This is a genomic window from Sulfitobacter sp. BSw21498 (genome assembly GCF_006064855.1).
Lineage (GTDB): Bacteria > Pseudomonadota > Alphaproteobacteria > Rhodobacterales > Rhodobacteraceae > Sulfitobacter.
In genome coordinates this window covers 1,919,615-1,934,274 of record NZ_CP040753.1, presented here as the reverse complement: position 1 = coordinate 1,934,274, position 14,660 = coordinate 1,919,615, and the positions used below count along the sequence as shown (strand labels likewise).

At 57.3% G+C, this 14,660-nt stretch carries 9 protein-coding genes and 3 pseudogenes; 9 read left to right on the top strand and 3 right to left on the bottom strand.

Annotated elements, in window-relative coordinates; genetic code table 11:
* Nucleotides 1-161: 161 nt before the first annotated feature.
* A complete protein-coding gene (locus tag E5180_RS15745; RefSeq protein ID WP_171048933.1) occupies nt 162-338 on the bottom strand; it encodes a hypothetical protein in 177 nt (58 codons plus the stop codon).
* 587 nt (nt 339-925) lie between these two features.
* Between E5180_RS15745 and E5180_RS09375 the strand changes: the two genes are divergently transcribed.
* On the top strand, nt 926-1,546 hold the full coding sequence (locus E5180_RS09375) for a hypothetical protein (protein WP_138924148.1): 621 nt from the start codon (nt 926-928) through the stop codon (nt 1,544-1,546).
* A gap of 26 nt (nt 1,547-1,572) precedes the next feature.
* Here E5180_RS09375 and E5180_RS09370 read toward each other — a convergent pair whose 3' ends face one another.
* Both E5180_RS09370 and E5180_RS09365 read right to left on the bottom strand, forming a co-directional pair.
* On the bottom strand, nt 1,573-1,785 hold the full coding sequence (locus tag E5180_RS09370) for a hypothetical protein (RefSeq protein WP_138924147.1): 213 nt from the start codon (nt 1,783-1,785) through the stop codon (nt 1,573-1,575).
* A 201-nt stretch (nt 1,786-1,986) separates the two neighbouring features.
* The gene (locus tag E5180_RS09365; RefSeq protein WP_138924146.1) at nt 1,987-2,268 is read right to left on the bottom strand and encodes a hypothetical protein; all 282 of its coding nucleotides are present in this window, start codon (nt 2,266-2,268) and stop codon (nt 1,987-1,989) included.
* Between the two features lie 674 nt (nt 2,269-2,942).
* On the opposite strand from E5180_RS09365, the pseudogene E5180_RS15950 reads away from it, so the two are divergent.
* The 8 genes and pseudogenes from E5180_RS15950 to urtB all read left to right on the top strand — a co-directional run.
* Nucleotides 2,943-3,535: pseudogene (locus E5180_RS15950) on the top strand (IS3 family transposase); the annotation flags it as partial.
* 763 nt (nt 3,536-4,298) lie between these two features.
* A pseudogene (locus E5180_RS15940) lies at nt 4,299-5,751 on the top strand (Hint domain-containing protein).
* A pseudogene (locus tag E5180_RS09345) lies at nt 5,706-6,314 on the top strand (UTP--glucose-1-phosphate uridylyltransferase); the annotation flags it as partial. The pseudogenes E5180_RS15940 and E5180_RS09345, both read left to right, overlap by 46 nt.
* A gap of 230 nt (nt 6,315-6,544) precedes the next feature.
* The gene (locus E5180_RS09340; protein ID WP_138924143.1) at nt 6,545-7,615 is read left to right on the top strand and encodes a malate/lactate/ureidoglycolate dehydrogenase; all 1,071 of its coding nucleotides are present in this window, start codon (nt 6,545-6,547) and stop codon (nt 7,613-7,615) included.
* Between the two features lie 164 nt (nt 7,616-7,779).
* On the top strand, nt 7,780-8,916 hold the full coding sequence (locus E5180_RS09335) for a TAXI family TRAP transporter solute-binding subunit (RefSeq protein ID WP_138924142.1): 1,137 nt from the start codon (nt 7,780-7,782) through the stop codon (nt 8,914-8,916).
* A gap of 94 nt (nt 8,917-9,010) precedes the next feature.
* On the top strand, nt 9,011-11,005 hold the full coding sequence (locus E5180_RS09330; protein ID WP_138924141.1) for a TRAP transporter permease: 1,995 nt from the start codon (nt 9,011-9,013) through the stop codon (nt 11,003-11,005).
* 350 nt (nt 11,006-11,355) lie between these two features.
* Entirely contained in the window at nt 11,356-12,648 is a 1,293-nt protein-coding gene (gene urtA, locus E5180_RS09325; protein ID WP_138924140.1) for an urea ABC transporter substrate-binding protein, read from the top strand.
* Between the two features lie 76 nt (nt 12,649-12,724).
* Entirely contained in the window at nt 12,725-14,659 is a 1,935-nt protein-coding gene (urtB, locus tag E5180_RS09320) for an urea ABC transporter permease subunit UrtB (protein ID WP_138924139.1), read from the top strand.
* Nucleotide 14,660: the final 1 nt, after the last annotated feature.

The following is a 14,660-nucleotide window of genomic DNA, read 5'->3' as shown; positions in this document are numbered from 1 at the left end:
TCGTCCAACTCGGCTGAGCAACCTGTCGCAGCGATTTTTCAACATAGATGGCATCAAGGTTCTCCGGTTACAGGTCGGGGTCACGTTCTCACCCCGATGAGGCAGTGCGCCCCGCGCCGGTCAGACGCAGGTCTCCCTATCCACTGCTTAGAAGCAATGGCTCAGGCAGCGAGGTGGCCGGAAGCAAAAACCATATCCTCCCCTGCAGACTTGTGGCAGGCGATGCAGCCCTCGTCCATTCCCTTAGCCACCCGCCGAGCCATCGCGACGCCATCAGGTGTTTGATCAAGCGCGCCATCGGGCAGGTGTTTGACCCAGTACCAATCCGGGTTGCGCATAACTTCGTCTTCAGCGACCCCTTTGGGGCCAAAGTTCCGCTTTACGATGAGGTCGCGCTCGTGGCCGTCGATCTCTGCGGTGGTGTAGGGGTCTCAAGCATCATGCGATGTGGATCAGTGCCCTCATAGGGTGTGGCACGGATCATGCCCGGCCCGGCGAGTTTACTTTCATCCAGGTAAGTCCACATCTTCTTCTAAGCCGAAAGGCATGCCCTGCGCGACCGACCCCGTCGCAGCCAAAGACAGAACCAACGTGCCGGGCATCGTCGATCGTTTCACTTGTCATCCTCCTTGTTGTCATAGATGGGTGACATCTGAACAGACGGAACGTTTCACCATGGGGCGACACCATTCCGTGAGGACAGGCAGGGATAAATCTAATCCTCCTCGTTCAAAGGCAGGTTTTCTTGATAGGATAGTACTTGTCTTCGCTTACCGGATCGCGGGCCAAGATTGATTGCAAAAAGGGAGATCACCCGTGCGAAGTATGACCCATACCAAGCCCACCGATTGCCACGTCGCCTTGAAGCGAGATGGGTAGGTCCTCCGACCTCCATCCGGCCAGCCGACGCGTGCGGTGGGTTTGGTTGGGCCTGCGCCTGATCCTCTTGCTGCTGTTGATTTATGGCATTCACTTGCTGGTCGACTGGTTCCTTGCCCGGACGGCTAATATCCATCCTGGGGTGCAGATCAGCATGCTGGTGGGCGTCTTACTGGTCTATGCGCTGTTAATCGCTATCCCCTTCGTGCCGGGGATCGAGATCGGCCTGATGATGTTTGCGGCTCTCGGATCGTGGATCGCGCCGTGGATCTATCTGGCTTCGGTTGCAGGGCTTTTGATCGCCTATAGCGCGGGTGAATGGATGCCCTACAGACGGCTGCGCAGGATGTTCGAGGATCTGCACATGCGCCGCGCTTCAGACTTGCTCGATAAAATGCACCAGATGACCCGCGAAGAGCAGGTCTCGATGCTCTGTGAGCATGCGCCGAGGTGGTTGCGACCTGTCATTTCGCGGTATCGGTATTTTTTCCTCGCGGCGCTCATCAATCTGCCCGGCAATGCGATCATCGGAGGCGGAGGCGGCATCCTTTTTCTTGCAGGTCTCAGCCGCCTCTTTCGACCGTTCGGTGTCGCCCTGACCCTCGCTTTGGCAGTTTTACCCGTGCCGCTCGCAGTCTGGGGGTTCGGACTGAATATACTACCTTGAAGCTTCGTTTGCGCGGTAGCCGTCTGTCAGGCGTAGGTAACCTCTGGTGTCACCAACCGGTCAAAGATAAGACCCAGAACAACGCGATAAATGATATGCAACGCCAAAGTCATGATCGGTGCCATCAGCCCAAAGGGCATGCCGAACAAGCCGGCCCCGGCCATCGCCATGACCAAGATCATCAAGTCATCCAGTGCGGCTCGCACCCCTAAACGTACCCGATGGAGCAAAACGCGCATGTTGCTTTCGCGACTGCCAAGCAGGCCGCAAACCTCCTACGCCGCCAACCCATGTTGCGCGCGTAGAATGATGACCGCACGTTGGCCGGACGAAGGGCATCAATCGCAGTGTTTACGTGTTGCATGACACGACGCCCGAGCAGAAAGCGTTCAGGGGCCAGACTTACTGCCGTCGCACCAGCCGCGGGCATCTTCAGAGTTCTAAAATTCGTCAAACCCCGGAACGTTTCCCAGCCTTACAAGGAAGCTTGGATCGGCAACTTCGCCACTGTCCTGATCCTCAACGATGGCGTAAGCGTCGGCACCCGCACAATCGTCAGATAAGGCCTCTCGTTCGGCACGGTTCTGGGCCTCCTGCGCTGAGGAATACTCAAATTGCTTGTCAATTTTCAGGACTGTCTGCCCATTGCGTCCGGTTTTTACCTCAACATATGTTTGGCAGATATAGTGGATTTTTTCTGATGAATGCTCGGGGTTTGTCATGAATGGGACCTCAAAGACGGTTTGTTGAAATAAAAGATCATAGTGCGGCCTAGCCAATTTCGGTGCGCTTGAAGTGTTGGTTGCGCAGTTCAGCATCTGACTTAAAGAAAGGCTGCCGGAGCCTGATTGCCGCTATGAACCAGTTTCAGTGCGGCGCGTTTTGCGCACTGGTTTGATTGTCGTCTCGGATGGCGTGTGCGCTTCTCTTTCAAGGCGAGCGGTACGCAATCTAGAGTTCTTCGCATGTCGCTGCTCCGCTTCTTCGTCGACCATTTGTCTCACGACACGCGTTGTCTTTTCCATCGGGGTTTCCGGTTTGGAATCATAGACTTTAGACAGATTTTTTTTTGTATGCTTTGACAATTTTCAGTTTCCTTTGTGGTTTACGCCTAGGTGGCCCAAACGAGCCCTTTCAAACCTGCACCAAGTGTCCGAACTTACCTTCGGTGCGCCTTGGAAATCCTGTGGGTGGATAGTCTAGAAGGCTAATGTCGATGTCTGGCGCAGCCATAGCATGCATCAACGCGTTATAGTTCATCTGGATTTTCACCTCGGAACCCACCGGCAGCGGGGATCGGCTCGTTCCAACGACAAGATGATCACTGGTCGCACCAATCAGCTTAGTCCCGACAGGCAATGAAAGCCCAAGAATGTCGGTGTCCTGATGTCCGATTGTTTACCCCTACCTGCTGTGGGGGCTACGTGTGGACAGACCAAACCAAGTCTGGTGCGTGGACATCACCTATCTGCCGATGCGTCGCGGGTTCCTTTATCTGGTGGCGATCCACTGTCCGTCAGGGCATCGCGAAGCGATGTCCCGAGAGGAATGGACTGGCATACCCGGATGGTTCTGTCGTGGCGGATCTCGAACACGCTGGAGGCCGATTTCTGTGCCGAAGCACTGAACGATTCGATCTATCGGTTCGGACCGCCCGACATCATGAACCGCGATCAAGGATCTCAGTTCACGTCGTTTGCCTAGACAGATTGCCTGCGCCGGTCCGGCATCCGCATCTCAATGGACGGAAAGGGTCGCTACCTAAATAATATCTTCATCGAACGCCTGTGGCGCACCCTGAAATACGAGTGCGTCTCTCTGCACGCTTGGGACACCGGATCGCAGGCACGCGCCGGTGTCCGCAACTGGATGGAGTTCTACAATCAACGCCGCCCGCACAAAGCCCTTGGCGGTCGACCACCGGCAGTGGTCTACTCACTACAAATCGAAGCAACGCAACCCGATCAGCAGGAGCAAATCAGAGCTTAAAAAGCGCCAGATCCTGTCCAAGGAATGGGGATCACCTCAACGTGCGCGCCGAGGATGTTACCGGTGCAGGCTTTACGCTTGTGGTTGCGACACCCAGGCCAACCACAACAGCCCGAAAAGCCCGGGTGGTCTGGAGGGCACTCGGCGTGCCTGTCGAAATGGAACCTTTAGTGCCGCGGTCTCGACAGCTGGCGTGAAGGTAAGGCCACCTCCAGATGGTTGTACGGCATTTGTTGGCTTTGAAACGCTGCGTAGGTCGGCGCTACTTTTGGCGCGAGATATGCCTGTTCGCGATGAGATTTACCGGGTGTGATATGAATCCAGTGAATCCCATCTGTAAAGCTTAGCCGCTCATATCTTCCCACGGGGTCTCACTATCGAATTATGGGCGCTAGTATCGCAATTCGGAATTTATCGGTTTTTCCCTTTTATCTGCATGACTTTTTGCAAGACAGATCAATTGAACCCGACAATACTTATAATACGTCAATTGAGTGCAAAGTTAACTCTAAACTATTTCAGTGCACAAAGAATGCCGCGCATGGGCCAGTAGGGTTGAACGGGTATGGTATCAATAGCTTTTCTTCTTTTTCCCTTTAATTTCGAGGCGCTTAAGGGCGTTCTACTCAATTAAATTCGAATGGGTGCAGTTGGAAGCCCTAATAAAAAACATACTGCCATATTCTCATATCTGAGTGGGGTGGAATACTTGCGGCCGGCGTATCGCGACGGAATATACGCTACCCCCTGAATTAATTCGAGGATGAGAAGAATGTCTGAAACGCTTGATATCACTAGTGACCTATATTCCTATGGCGGAGATCTAATATCACTCGTCGACGTTACAGTTCTGCCTAACTTCGGAAACGTATCCGGGGATATAAGTATCACAGATGATGACGGCATGCTTGCACCCGCTGAAGCCACCACGATCTCCATCGACGGTTCCGCCGAGGCGGCGACTTATGTCGGTATTGCTACTTTTAACGGTTACGATTCAGGCCTATTGGGTGGGGAACTGGGTGCGCTGCTTGGGTCCACGGAAGCCGCTGTTTTCCAAACGTCGACGGGGTTATATCTGTACGCGCCCGATGGCTTTCCCGTAGCGAGCGGATTAGAGACCACCATATCGATAGACACATCTGCGTCGTTTGATCTATCGCCAAGCAACCCCGGCATCGTCGATGGTACAAGCGGCGATGACAATATGGATGTCTATGAGGGTCCCGGCGACTACGAAGATGGCGATGGTGACCGAATTACTGATTACGATGCCGGCGGTTTCCTTGGAATCGGCTCTCAATCAGGTGACGATACGCTATCCGGTGGTACCGGCGCAGATGAAATTTACGGCGGTGCAGGCATCGATCAAATTGATGGCGGAGATGACGATGATATCATCGATGGGGGCGCGGGCGCAGATATTTTATGCGGTGGTTCAGGGGACGATACATCCGTTGTGCAGTCTGCCGCTGATGCTCAGGGCTATGTTGTCGTTGGCGGGACGGGCCCTGATGACACGACCGATCAAGACCGCATCGACCTAAGCGCTCTGGATCGCGGCAGCTACACCATCAATGCAACGGAAGATACAGCAGACAGCGGCGCGCTGAAGGGCACTGTAAACTTCGACACTGGCGAAACGCTTACCTTTAGCGGGATTGAAATTATCTGTTTTGCAGCGGGTACGGAAATCATAACGTCAGAAGGTCCGGTAAATGTCGAAGACCTAGCGGTCGGTGCTCAGGTGCTGACAATGGATCGGGGGATGCAGCCTGTGCGTAGGATCGGTAGCAGGGGCGCTTGGAAATGGCACGCCGATGAAAGATCTGGTCGTTTCGCGGCAGCATAGAATCCTTGTTCGTTCAGTGATCGCAGAGCGCATGTTCGATGTGCAGGAAATTCTAGTAGCCGCTATCAAACTAGTTGGACTGCCGGGGATCGAAGTGGTCGAAGACGCCGATAGTGTGGAGTATTTTCACATACTGTTCGATCAACACGAAATCATCTTTTCCAACAGCGCCGCGACGGAAAGCCTGTTCACGGGGCCCGAAGCTTTGAAAGCCGTGACCGAAGATGCGCGCGCTGAAATTCTTGAGCTATTCCCGGATATTGCAACACGCACAGCGTTGCTGCCGGTGCGGCACATCCAGGAAAAGGGAGCGTGGGTAAAACGCTTGGTCTGGGCCACGCCGTATGGTGTGCCCGTCGTCTGATCGGCAACGAACCTTTTGCGGTGATGCTGCCCGATGACGTGATCGCAGCTGACAAGCCCTGCCTGCAACAGATGATCGAAGCCTATAATGAAACCGGCGGCAACATGGTTGCGGCGATGGAAGTGAACCCTGAGAAGTCCTCCTCTTACGGGATGTTGGACATTGATGATGGTCAATCCGATGGGGCCTTGGTCAAGGTCAAAGGCATGGTCGAAAAGCCCAAAGCCGAAGACGCACCGTCAAACCTTGCCGTGATCGGCCGCTATATCCTGACGCCGAATGTGCTGAAGAACCTGAACCAGCTAAAGTCCGGCTCGGGCGGGGAAATCCAGCTGACAGATGCCATCGCGGCGGAGCTGACCCAAGGCAACGATGTCTACGGCTACCGCTTTAAGGGCCAGCGTTTCGACTGCGGCTCTAAATCTGGGTTCTTGCAGGCGACGGTTTCCTTTGGGCTGGCCCGCGAGGAACTGCGCGATGATCTTTTAGATTATCTTAAGGTCATCTTGACGGCTGACGAGTGGCACACTGAACTGCTCCGGTTATACCTGAGGTTTTTATAGCGCCCGTGCGCAAAAACATAAACCGCGCGGTATTCCTCCACAAACAGAGCCCTCGGCAGTTCCCAATCAGCTCAGCGGCCCCCTCTGTATCCCCCCCGCACGCAACTACGTATCTCCGATATCGCAAAAGCTTGCAGTTCATCCGTCTTGGCGCGAGGTTGCAGGTCAGTGTCGGCTACGCGCTTTGGGAGAAGCGGCGCGGCTGACGGTATAAACGGGAGGAAATTTTGATGGCGGTTGATGCAGATCAGTTAAGAAAATTTGCGACGGCAATTCTGGCGCATGCAGGTAAAGATAAAGACAGGGCCGAAAAGGTTGCCGCACGCTTGGTTGGCGCCAATTTAGCGGGGCATGACAGCCACGGTGTCGGGATGATCCCTGCGTATGTGGATGGCATCCTTGCAGGGCAGCTAGACCCTTTGGCTGACATTGAACTGGTGCAGGACAAAGGGCCGTTCCTGCTGGTGGACGGCCATCGGGGCTTTGGTCATATCATCGCAGAGCAGGCGATGGCGCTTGCGATTGACCGCGCCCAAAGCAGCCACTTTGCGGTGCTGTCCTTGCGCAACAGCTTTCATCTGGGTCGGCTGGGGGATTGGGGCACCATGGCGGCAGAGGCGGGCTTTATCTGCATTCTGTACGCGAATGTTCAGTCCTCGCGGCCTCTTGTCGCGCCGTTTGGCGGTAGTGACGCACGTTTTGTCACCAATCCTTATTGTACCGCGATACCTGCGACCGAAAAGCACCCGATGTTTGTGCTGGATATGGCGACCAGCACGATTGCCATGGGCAAGGCACGTGTTGCGCAGCTGAGCAGGAAGCCGGCACCCGAGGGGGCGTTGATCGATGCGCAGGGTGTCGCGACGCGCGATCCGTCGGTGGTGTTTGATGGTGCGGGTGGGGCGCTGACGGCGTTTGGACAGCACAAGGGGTTTGGCTTGGCCTTGCTGGGGGATATTTTGGGTGGATCGTTCAGCGGGGGCGGGGCCTATGCGCCGACCCGCGAAGTGCCGGACCGGATCGTGAATAACATGATGGCGATCCTGATCGATCCGAATGTCTTTGGTCTGGCAGAGAGCTTTGGCGTGGATGTGGACAGCTATACCGATTGGGTCAAGGCGTCGCCGGCGGCACCTGATACATCCGGCGTGCAGTTTCCGGGGGACCCTGAACGGCGCAGCACGGCAGAGCGGACCGCAAACGGGATTCCGCTTGATGCGGGCACTTTGGCGCAGTTGTCAGAGGCGGCGCATAAGGCGGGGGTTCCCGAGGCCGCGCATCTTTTCTCTACCCCAGATTGACAACGCCCCGCGGCAGCGCCTTTCCCGCGGTCTTTTGTTGACATGACGAAAGCTGCGCACTTATCCTTTTCCACAGGGCGGAACCACGTTTCACAAGAAAACGGGCCGCTAACCCTGCCGCAGACGCGAATGTTTTGCGCGGCAGGATTTTCTGGGAGGAAAATATGAACGTATTAACAACGACGGTCGTGGCCTTTGGTCTTACGGCTTCTATCGCGGCTGCGCAGGATTTTGATCTGCCCAAACAGCTGAGCTGGACGGCCTATGACACCGGTTCTGCGGGCTATAACCAAGCGGTGGCGATTGGTGCCGCGCTGCAAGATGCGACAGGGGTCAACCTGCGGGTTCTGCCTGGCAAGAATGACGTGTCGCGCACAGAGCCGCTGCGTCAGGGGCGGGTTGAATTCTCGGCCACGGGCGTGGGCGGCAGCTTTATGGCGCAGGAAGGTGTGTTTGATTTCGGCGCCGAAAACTGGGGCCCGCAGCCCATCCGCGTGCTGCTGGCGAACAACGGTGGCGCGATTAACCTCGCGGTCGGTGTCGCGGGCGATCTGGGGATCGAAACCTACGCTGACCTCAAGGGCAAACGCGTTTCCTATATCGTTGGCGCACCTGCTTTGAACGTGAACACCGAAGCCTATCTGGCCTATGGCGGCCTGACATGGGACGATGTGGAGCGGGTTGATTTCGGTGGCTTTGGTGCCAGCTGGACCGGTCTGATCGAAGGGCAGGTCGATGCGGCCTTTGCATCCACCAACTCCGGCAAAGCCTATGAGGCCGAGGCCGGTCCGCGCGGGCTGTTCTGGCCCCCGATTGATCCCGAAGACACCGACGGCTTTGCCCGTATGCAAGAGATCGCGCCCTTCTTTAATATCAACAAAGCCAAGGTCGGGGCCACCATTGACGGCACCGACGGCTATCAGGGGGCCGGCTATGCCTATCCCGTGCTGACCGCGATTGCGGCCACGGACGAAGGACTGGTCTATAACATGACCAAAGCGATGGTAGAGCTGTTCCCGAAATACGACGGCAATTCCCCCGGTATCGGTGGCTGGGCGCTGGACAAACAGAACATGGAATGGGTGGTGCCCTACCACGAAGGGGCGATCCGCTACTTCAAAGAGGTAGATGCGTGGTCCGATACGGCGCAGGCGCATAACGACAAGCTTGTGCAACGCCAAGAAGCGCTGACGGCTGCGTGGGAAGCGACCAAAGCAGCAAACCCTTCTGATTGGGAAGCCGCCTGGTCCGAGGCACGCCGCAAGGCGCTGAAAGATGGCGGGTTCACCGTCGTTTTCTAAACCTTGCTAAAGTTAAGGGCGGGCTGACCGTTGTGTCGGCCCGTTCCTGCTATGCCCAATGCCGGCCCGTATCCCCAAACAAGAGAGCCCACTTATGACCGATCCCGACACATCGCGTGCCCCGCAGCCAAAGTTTGAGGAAGTGGCGATTGACGGTGCCACCCCGGCCGAGCGTATCTCGGGGCTGGCGCGTTGGGTTGTGGTCATCACGACGCTGCTGTCGCTGGTGTTGGTGGTGAACCAGCTGTTCAACCTTCAGCTTATGGGGATCGTCCTGATTGACGGACGGTATCTCTATATCCTCGGGGGCATGTTTCTGGCACTGACGTTTCTGATCTTTCAGGCGAAGGGCGGCAAAGGCGGGGAGCCATCATTGCTGGACTGGGTTTTTTTCGCGGCTTCGGTCGGGACCACGGTCTATCTATCGCAAACTGCGCAGCAGAACCTGTCGCAGGGGTGGGAATATGCGGCCCCTGATACCGCGCAATATGTGTCGGTCGTCTTCTTCTTTCTGATCCTAGAGGCAACGCGGCGGGCAGGCGGTCTGGTGCTGTTCCTGATTGTCACGCTCTTTGCGTTCTATCCAACGTTCGCGGGCCACGTACCGGACCCGTTCTCGGGCTTCCAAAGCACGTTCCTGCAAACCGTACCTTACCACATCTACTCTGCCGAAAGCTCTTTCGGCATTCCGATGAAGGCGTTTGGCGGCGTCGTGATCGGGTTCATCCTGTTCGGCGCGGTGCTGCAACGGACCGGCGGCGGGCAATTTTTCAACGATCTGGCCCTTGGCCTTGTGGGCGGCTACCGCGGCGGGGCGGCGAAAGTGTCGATCTTTGCCAGCGGCTTTATGGGCTCCATGTCGGGCTCTGTCATTTCCAACGTGCTGACCACGGGTGCGGTCTCCATTCCCGCGATGCGCAAGACCGGATTCTCGGCCAAGACCGCTGCCGCAACAGAGGCCTGCGCCTCTACCGGCGGGGTGCTGATGCCGCCGATCATGGGGGCGACCGCCTTTGTCATGGCGTCCTTTCTGTCACGTCCTTATGTAGAAATCGCCTTGGCCGCGGCCATCCCCAGCGTGTTGTTCTACTGGGGGCTGTTTACCCAGATCGACGCCTATTCCGCGAAACGCGGGCTGCGTGGTTTGCCCAAGCCCGACCTGCCGCGCCTGCGTCAGGTGATGATCGAAGGCTGGCCCTATATCTTCGTCTTCGCGCTGCTGCTGTATATGATGATCGGCCTGCGCAAGGAATCCTCTGCCCCGTTCTATGCCACGGCTTTGCTGCTGGTAGTGAACCAGTTCCGCGCCAGCCACCGTCTGAACTTTAGCCGACTTGGCAATATGATCGTCGGTGTTGGCATGGGGCTGTCAGAGCTGACGGCGATCCTGCTGGGTGTCGGCCTGATCGTCGGGTCTTTCTCGGCCACCGGACTGGCGGGGACTTTGGTAAATGAACTGGTGTTCCTTGCCGGCGACAGCACGTTGGTCCTGTTGCTGATGGGCGCGATCACCGCGTTTATCTTTGGCATGGGGATGACGGTCACGGCCTGTTATATCTTCCTCGCCGTGGTGCTCGCCCCTGCGCTTGAGGCAGGTGGATTGAACCAGTTGGCTGTGCATCTGTTCATTCTGTACTGGGGTATGGTCAGCTACATCACGCCGCCGGTCGCCCTTGGGGCCTTTGCCGCCTCTACCATGGCGGGGTCAAACCCGATTTCCACGGGGTTCGAGGCGATGCGCCTAGGCGGGGTGATCTATATTGCACCGTTCTTCTTCGTCCTAAACCCTGCGTTGATCGGCCAAGCCCCCGCGTGGGAGGTTGTCGTCGCGCTGAGCTGTGCGATGATCGGGGTGACGCTGATCTCGGCGGCATTGCAGGGCTATATCAGCCTTGTCGGTCCGATCGAGGGCCGCGCCGCGCTGCCGATGCGGGTCGCGCTGTTCTTTGGTGGCGTGCTGATTGCGATGCCCGAGAATGATCTGGCCGGCTTGGGCTATAGCCTGTCCTTTATCCTTGGTGCCGCCCTATGTGCGCTGCCCATGATGCGCGCGTGGCAAGCCACATCAGCGGCGCGCGTGATGCCCTAACCAAAGGCCCCCGGCGCGCGCAAGGTGACGCGCGCCCATGCCTAGGCCCGCACCTGCGTGCGTCTGTAGGCTATATTTTAAGCGTTCCTGATCTCTATCGCCAAAAAATGAGGCGCGAGAGGTGGTGTGTCTGGTGACATGCCATTTTTTCTAGCGACTCTGCCGCTGCCCTAGGCATCTTGGCTCTGTGCCGAGAAAGGCAACACCGTCGCACGGCCAGCAATCCTGGCAGATGTAACAAGCCATGCGACGATCACAACAATATGCTGCGCCTCCTGTTTAACGTGCTTGGGGGCCCCGGAAAAGTGCGTTCTGACGCAAGGGGTAGCAGCGCCAACAGGGGATAGAAAATGACAACATTCACCAAACTCGCTGCCTGCGCGACTGCCGCGCTGATGGGCTCCACCTCGCTGGTGATGGCGCAGGACTGTGCCGATCCGGTTAAGGTCGGCGTGCTGCACTCGCTGTCGGGGACCATGGCGATTTCCGAGACGACGTTGAAAGACACCATGCTGATGTTGATCGACGCGCAGAACGAAAAAGGCGGCGTACTGGGCTGTCAGATCGAGGCGGTCGTGGTTGACCCTGCCTCCGACTGGCCCTTGTTCGCGGAGAAAGCACGCGAGCTGCTGACCGTGAACGAAGTCGATGTGATCTTTGGCAACTGGACATCCGTGTCGCGCAAATCCGTGCTGCCCGTCATCGAAGAGCTGAACGGCCTGCTGTTCTACCCCGTGCAATATGAGGGCGAGGAATCGTCCAAGAACGTGTTCTACACCGGTGCTGCCCCCAACCAGCAGGCGATCCCTGCGGTTGATTACTTCCTCGAAGAACTGGGCGTCGAGAAATTTGCCTTGCTGGGCACCGATTATGTGTACCCGCGTACCACCAACAACATTCTGAAATCCTACCTGATGTCCAAGGGCATTGCCGAAGAAGACATCTTTGTGAACTACACACCGTTCGGTCAATCCGATTGGGCAACGATCGTGGGCGATGTCGTGGCACTGGGCGAGGACGGCAAGCAGGTCGGCGTTGTATCGACCATCAACGGCGACGCGAACATCGGCTTTTACAAGGAACTCGCAGCGGCGGATGTGTCGGCGGATGATATTCCGGTTGTTGCGTTCTCGGTTGGCGAAGAAGAGCTGTCAGGTCTCGATACGTCAAACCTTGTCGGGCATCTGGCGGCGTGGAACTACTTTATGTCCGCAGATACCCCCGCGAACGCCGAATTTATCGAACAGTGGAAAACATCCATTGGCGACGACAAGCGCGTGACGAACGACCCCATGGAGGCGCATTATATTGGCTTTAACATGTGGGTGAACGCGGTTGAACAAGCCGGGACCACCGATGTCGATGCCGTGCGCAGCGCCATGTACGGGCAGACCTTCCCGAACCTGACAGGCGGCACCGCCGAGATGCTGGTGAACCACCACCTGTCCAAGCCCGTCCTCATTGGCGAGATCACAGCCGACGGGCAGTTCGACATCATCAGCCAGACTGATCCTGTCGCAGGCGATGCGTGGACAGATTTCCTGCCCGAAAGCGCTGTGCTGACCTCTGACTGGAAAGAGCTGGAATGCGGCATGTACAACACTGAAACGGAAACCTGCGTTCAGTTGACCTCTAACTACTGATCCTGAACGTCGGGGCGGGCAGCATGTCTGGCCGCCCCCACCATCTTATTCACCAGACTTACCACAAGGGTTTCCTATGTTCCGCCACCTGTTAATGCTCCTCTGTTGGGTGGGCATCGTGGGCGCGGCACGGGCGCAAGATTTGCAGCCCGTGCTTCAAGCCCATGCCGAAGAAATCGCCAAACCCTCGCGCAGCTCTGTGTCTGTCGCGCTGGACGATCTGGCCGCCTCTGGCGCGCCACAGGTCAGTGTTTTTCTAGAGCAGTGGCAGGACAAAGGGGTCTGGCAGCGCGACGCTGACGGTGTGTTCTTTTTCGGGGTCGAGACAGGCGGTGATCTGGCCTTGCGTAATATCGACACCGGTGCGGAAAGTTCGGCACCGACAAATGGCTTTTCGCAGCTAAAGCCCAATGGCGGTGTGCGCCGGCTGATCGGGACGGCTTTGGTGCAATTCCAGCTAACCGATCCTGATCTTGCGCGCCGCCAAAGCGCTGTCGACTCCATCGCCCGCCGGCCCGAGGCCGACCAGCTTGCCCCCCTGCGCGCATCGATAGAGGCAGAGCCGGACGCGGCATTGAAGGCGCGAAAAATACAGTTGACCAATTTCCTCTCTGCCAGCTTTGGCGACACATCCGAGGACCGCATCGCGGCGATCACATCAATGGCGACCGATACCTCGATCGAGGCGCGGGCCGTGATGAACCAGATCTTGTCGACCAAGACGGCAACCCCGTCTCAAACGCCCTCGGGCAATGTCGCGCGGGTGCTGACGTCAGGCGATGATCTTTCACAGGCTGATGCCTATGCCCAGCTTGTGGCAGCGGGTCTTGCACCGACCATTATTTCCGCCGCTGCAATCCGCGATGCCTTGGCTGCTCATGTCGTCGGCGGGCGGGTCGGGGGCATTCCTACGGCGCAACTGGATACCGATGCCGGACGCGCCAAAGCCTATGCCGCACTTGCCGCGGCAGGCACCGTGCCGCCGCTTGTGACAGAGCTGGACCAGCAAAGCGCCGTGGCAGAGATGACGTTTTTTGAAGCCTATGACGAGCCTGACAGCGCCGTGACCGCTGCTGCGCGTGTCACATTGGACAGCATCGAGACCCGCGTCGCCGCAGCGCAAACTGTTGACCTGACGCTGGATGCATTGTCGCTCGCGTCGATCTACTTCCTCGCGGCGATTGGTCTTGCCATCACCTTTGGGGTGATGGGGGTGATCAACATGGCGCATGGCGAGTTTATTATGATGGGGGCCTATACCGGCTATGTCGTTCAGCTGTTCGTGCCAGATTACACGCTGTCGATCATTATCGCCCTGCCGCTGGCCTTTGCCGTGACCTTTGCCGCTGGTGTGGTGATGGAGCGGTTGGTGATCCGCCATCTCTATCACCGCCCGCTAGAGACGTTGCTGGCGACCTTTGGCATCTCGATCGCGTTGCAACAGCTGGCCAAGAACATCTTTGGCACGCAGGCACGGCCACTTACATCTCCGGGCTGGCTGGACGGGGCTTGGGTGATCTCGGATGTGATCCAGATCAGCTATATCCGCATTGCTATCTTCGTGCTGGCACTGCTGTTTCTGGGGCTGATCCTGTTTGTCCTCAAACGCACGCGACTGGGGCTAGAGGTGCGGGCCGTGACGCAGAACCCCGGTATGGCGGCCAGCATGGGGATCAACCCCGACCGGATCAATATGATGACCTTTGGCCTCGGGTCCGGCATCGCGGGGATCGCGGGTGTGGCCATCGGGCTTTATGCCAAAGTCACGTCTGAGATGGGGGCCGACTACATTGTGCAATCCTTCATGACTGTGGTCGTGGGTGGCGTCGGGAACGTCTGGGGCACACTGGCCGGTGCCTCGTTGATCGGCTTTTTGCAAAAAGGGATCGAATGGTTCAACCCGTCCAATACCCTCGCAGCCCAGACGTATATGGTGCTGTTCATCATCCTGTTCATTCAATTCCGTCCCAAGGGCATCGTTGCTCAAAAGGGTCGGGCAGCGGCGGATTGAT

What these genes read in the sequence shown, in the direction of transcription:
- E5180_RS09365 (WP_138924146.1), bottom strand. Translation starts at nt 2,268, where the DNA reads ATGACAAACCCCGAGCATTCATCAGAAAAAATCCACTATATCTGCCAA.
- E5180_RS09330 (WP_138924141.1), top strand. Translation starts at nt 9,011, where the DNA reads ATGACCGATCCCGACACATCGCGTGCCCCGCAGCCAAAGTTTGAGGAA.
- urtB (WP_138924139.1), top strand. Translation starts at nt 12,725, where the DNA reads ATGTTCCGCCACCTGTTAATGCTCCTCTGTTGGGTGGGCATCGTGGGC.
- E5180_RS09370 (WP_138924147.1), bottom strand. Translation starts at nt 1,785, where the DNA reads ATGCGCGTTTTGCTCCATCGGGTACGTTTAGGGGTGCGAGCCGCACTG.
- E5180_RS09335 (WP_138924142.1), top strand. Translation starts at nt 7,780, where the DNA reads ATGAACGTATTAACAACGACGGTCGTGGCCTTTGGTCTTACGGCTTCT.
- E5180_RS15745 (WP_171048933.1), bottom strand. Translation starts at nt 338, where the DNA reads ATGCGCAACCCGGATTGGTACTGGGTCAAACACCTGCCCGATGGCGCG.
- urtA (WP_138924140.1), top strand. Translation starts at nt 11,356, where the DNA reads ATGACAACATTCACCAAACTCGCTGCCTGCGCGACTGCCGCGCTGATG.
- E5180_RS09340 (WP_138924143.1), top strand. Translation starts at nt 6,545, where the DNA reads ATGGCGGTTGATGCAGATCAGTTAAGAAAATTTGCGACGGCAATTCTG.